The sequence below is a fragment of the Micromonospora sp. WMMD736 genome (genome assembly GCF_049179015.1).
Classification (GTDB): Bacteria; Actinomycetota; Actinomycetes; order Mycobacteriales; family Micromonosporaceae; genus Micromonospora.
The window spans coordinates 1-3466 of the sequence record NZ_JBMHMI010000121.1; the positions used below are offsets into that span (position 1 = coordinate 1).

Genomic DNA, 3466 nt, shown 5'->3' on the forward strand with positions numbered 1-3466 from the left:
GGCGACCAGTTCGGGATCCAGCGCCGAGGTGACCTCGTCGAGCAGCAGCACATCCGGCCGCATCGCCAGCGCCCGGGCGATCGCCACGCGCTGCTGCTGGCCGCCGGACAGCTCCGAAGGATGTGCGTTGACCTTGTCGGCCAGCCCCACCATCTGCAGCAGGTCGCGGGCCCGGTCCTCGGCCTCAGCGCGGGACAGGCCCAGCGAGCGGATCGGGGCCTCGGTGATGTTCTGCAGCACCCGCATATTGGGGAACAGGTTGAACTGCTGGAACACCATGCCGATGCGTTTGCGGATCCGACGTTGGTACTTCTCGTCGGCAGACACCTGTTTGGATCCGCGCGGCATGTGGGTCAGGCAGTTCCCGTCGACGTAAATGCGTCCGTCGCTGATCCTCTCCAACGTCATCACCAGGCGCAGGATCGTCGTCTTGCCCGACCCGCTCGGCCCGATCAGCGACACGAATTCGCCCGGCGCCACGGTGAAATCGAGCTGATCGAGGACCACGTGGTCACCGAACCTCTTGACGACACGGTCGAACTTGATCATTTCAGTTGCTGTAGGCGACACGCCGCTCCAACCATCGAACCAGTAGGGATGCCGAGTAGCTCAGGATCAGGAACAGGATGCCGGCGATGGTGATCGGCTCGACGTAACGGAACGACCGCGAGCCAACCTGATTGGCCACCCCGACGATGTCGAGCACGCCGATCATCAGCAGCAGCGGCGTCTCCTTGAGCATCGAGATCGCATAGTTGCCGAGCGCCGGCAGCACCCGCGGGATCGCCTGCGGCAGGATCACCGCCACCCAGGTCCGCCAGCGCGGCAGGTTGAGCGCGATCGCGGCCTCCCACTGCCCGGCCGGCACCGCCTCGATGCCGGCCCGGTACACCTCGGCCGCGTAGGTCGAATAGTGCAGGCCGAGCGCGAGGATCCCGGTGGTCAGCGGGTCGAACTTCAACCCGATGTCGGGCAGCACGAAAAAGAAGAAGAAGATCTGCACGAGCAGTGGGGTGCTGCGGACGAACTCGATGAATGCCCAGGTGACGGTGCGGACCACCGCGAAGTGCGATCGGCGCAGCAGGGCCAGCACCAAGCCCAGCGCATACGCGAGCACCGAACCCGCCGCGGTGGCCACCAGCGTGATCCGCAACCCGTCCACGACGATCCGGGGCAGCACCTCCCAGGCGAATTCCCAGTCCCAGATCATCGGTCACCGGCCCGTTGGAACGCCGCGCGCAGCCCGCGGCGTTCGGGTAGCTTGCGCCCCACCAGTTTTGCCGCCCACCGCTCCAGCGCCCGCATCCCGACGGTGATCAGCACGGCCAGCACGAGATAGAACAGCAACACGATCGTCCAGATCACGGCGGCCTGCGAGATGAACCGGTCGATCAGCACTTCGCGGGCCTGATAGGTCATCTCGTGCACGGTGATGATGGTCAGCAGCGAACTGCCCTTGAGCAACTGGATGAACAGGTTGTTGAACGGCGGCACCATCTCGACCAGCGCCTGCGGCAGGATCACCCGCCGCATCCGCTGGGCGGGGGTGAGGCTCAACGCGACGGCGCCTTCGTATTGTGCGCGAGGCACGGATTGTATTGCGCCACGGACGATCTCGGCTCCGTAGGCGCCGAAGTTCAGCCCGAGTACCGCGATGCCGGCGGCCAGTGGCACGATCTGGTAGCCCACCAGCACCGGCAACACGAAGTAGATCCACATCAGCTGCACCACCTCGGAGGTGCCACGCCAGATCTCCACGTAGATGCGGGCGATCGCCCGGACAATACGCGACGTCGAAAGCATCGCGAGCCCGGACGCCAGCGCGAGCACCGTGGCGATCAGGATCCCGCCGACGGTGGCCTGCACCGTGAGTAGCAGTCCGCGCGAGATCGTCTCGACGAACAGTCCGACGTTGTCGAACACGCCGACTGCCTAGACGGCGCCCTCGCAGAGTTGTTCGGTTGTCAGGTCCTCGGGTGGCACATTGTCCTCGGTGAATCCGAACGGCTGGACGATCTCCAGCCACTCGCCGCTGGCGTGCAGCTTGTCCAATTCGGTGTTGAACTCCGCGACGAGGTCGTCGTCACCGGTGCGGAACACGAAACCGCCGGCCTGGATCTGCTCTTGGCCCTCGACGACCGGCACGAAGCCCGCGGTGACCTCCAGCGGTGCGTCCGGGTTGTCGGCCACCATCCGGCGCAGCGAAATGTCAGTCAGCGCACCGGCATAGGCGCGGTTGTCGAGCAGGGCCTGCAGCATCTCCGGCTGTCCGTCGTAGGGCTGGATCCGGTCGGCGGGGATGCCGATGTCGCGGGCGACGGCCTCCTCGACGGTGCCCGACAGCACCGCGATCGCGAGGTTCTTGTCCAGGATGTCCTGGAAGTTGTTGACCTGCTCCGGGTTTCCGGTGGGGACCAGCAGCGCGGTCGGGGTGACGTAGTCGACCGCGCTGAACTGGGCGTTCTCGCACCGGCTCGGCAGGATCGCCATCCCGGCGGCCACCATGTCGTACTGGCCGGCGTTCAGCGCCGGGATCAGCTGACCGAACTCCACCTGGGTGGCGTCGACGTTGTCGATCCCCATGGCAGCGAACACGGCCTTGGCGACCTCGGGGGCTTCGCCGGTGACCTCGTCGCCCTCGGTGTAGCCGTAGGGCACCTCACCGGCGATGCCGATCTTGATCGAGCCCGCCTCCCTGATCCGTGCCAGCGTGCCGCCTTCACCACTTTCGGGCACCCTCGAGCAGCCGGCCAATACGGCCGAACCGCCCAGCGTCACCGCACCAGTGACCGCCCCGACCCGGAAGAATTGTCGTCGTGTCCAGTCCGCCATTGCCAGTCCTTTTCGCCGTCACACGTTCACGTCGCTCACAACCATGCGTAGTGAACGTATGCCCCGGCGGCGGGACAGGTCAAAGGGTCGGCCCCGACGCTGGCCGCACTCAGTCCAGCAGGATCGAGGTGATCTGCACGTCAGTGGAGGGTGTGCCATCCTGCCCACCACCGGCGACGCCGCCCTCAGCGATCTTGTCCAGCGTCGCCAGCCCGGTCTCGTCGATCGTGCCGAACACGGTGTAATTGGGCGGCAACTGAGAATCGCGGTAGACCAGGAAGAACTGGCTGCCGTTGGTGCCGGGTCCGGCGTTGGCCATCGCCAGCGTGCCGCGCGGATAGATCACTGGGTTCTGCAGCGCCGGGTCATCGGGCTGGTACTGGTTGGTCGGGTACTCGTTGGCGAACTGGTAGCCGGGCCCGCCGGTCCCCGTGCCGGTCGGGTCGCCGCACTGCAGCACCGACAGGCCGGCCGAGGTGGTCAGCCGATGGCACGGGGTCTCATTGAAGTAGCCCTGCTGGGCCAAGCTGGCGAAGCTGTTCACCGTGCACGGGGATTTACCGTTGTCCAGCATCAGGCCGATATTGCCCTGATTGGTCGCCATGCTGGCGCTGACCTGCGCCGGCTCGGTCGG

General features: G+C 66.1%; 5 protein-coding genes. All 5 read right to left on the reverse strand.

Translation table 11 applies throughout. From position 1 onward, the window contains the following. Positions 1-549, reverse strand: a 549-nt coding sequence (locus ACN269_RS34445) for an amino acid ABC transporter ATP-binding protein (protein ID WP_421477481.1), incomplete at its 3' end; no start/stop codon positions are given. A 1-nt stretch (position 550) separates the two neighbouring features. Further along, the gene (ehuD, locus tag ACN269_RS34450) at positions 551-1210 is read right to left on the reverse strand and encodes an ectoine/hydroxyectoine ABC transporter permease subunit EhuD (RefSeq protein ID WP_421477482.1); all 660 of its coding nucleotides are present in this window, start codon (positions 1208-1210) and stop codon (positions 551-553) included. Beyond that, positions 1207-1923, reverse strand: a complete 717-nt coding sequence (gene ehuC / locus ACN269_RS34455; RefSeq protein ID WP_421477484.1) for an ectoine/hydroxyectoine ABC transporter permease subunit EhuC — start codon at positions 1921-1923, stop codon at positions 1207-1209. Before ehuC ends, ehuD begins: the two co-directional genes overlap by 4 nt. 9 nt (positions 1924-1932) lie before the next feature. Further along, positions 1933-2832 carry an ectoine/hydroxyectoine ABC transporter substrate-binding protein EhuB gene (ehuB, locus tag ACN269_RS34460; RefSeq protein WP_421477485.1) on the reverse strand — a complete coding sequence of 300 codons (900 nt, stop codon included), beginning with the start codon at positions 2830-2832 and terminating at the stop codon, positions 1933-1935. 109 nt (positions 2833-2941) lie between these two features. Beyond that, on the reverse strand, positions 2942-3466 hold a 525-nt coding region (locus ACN269_RS34465; RefSeq protein ID WP_421477486.1), incomplete at its 5' end, for a peptidylprolyl isomerase.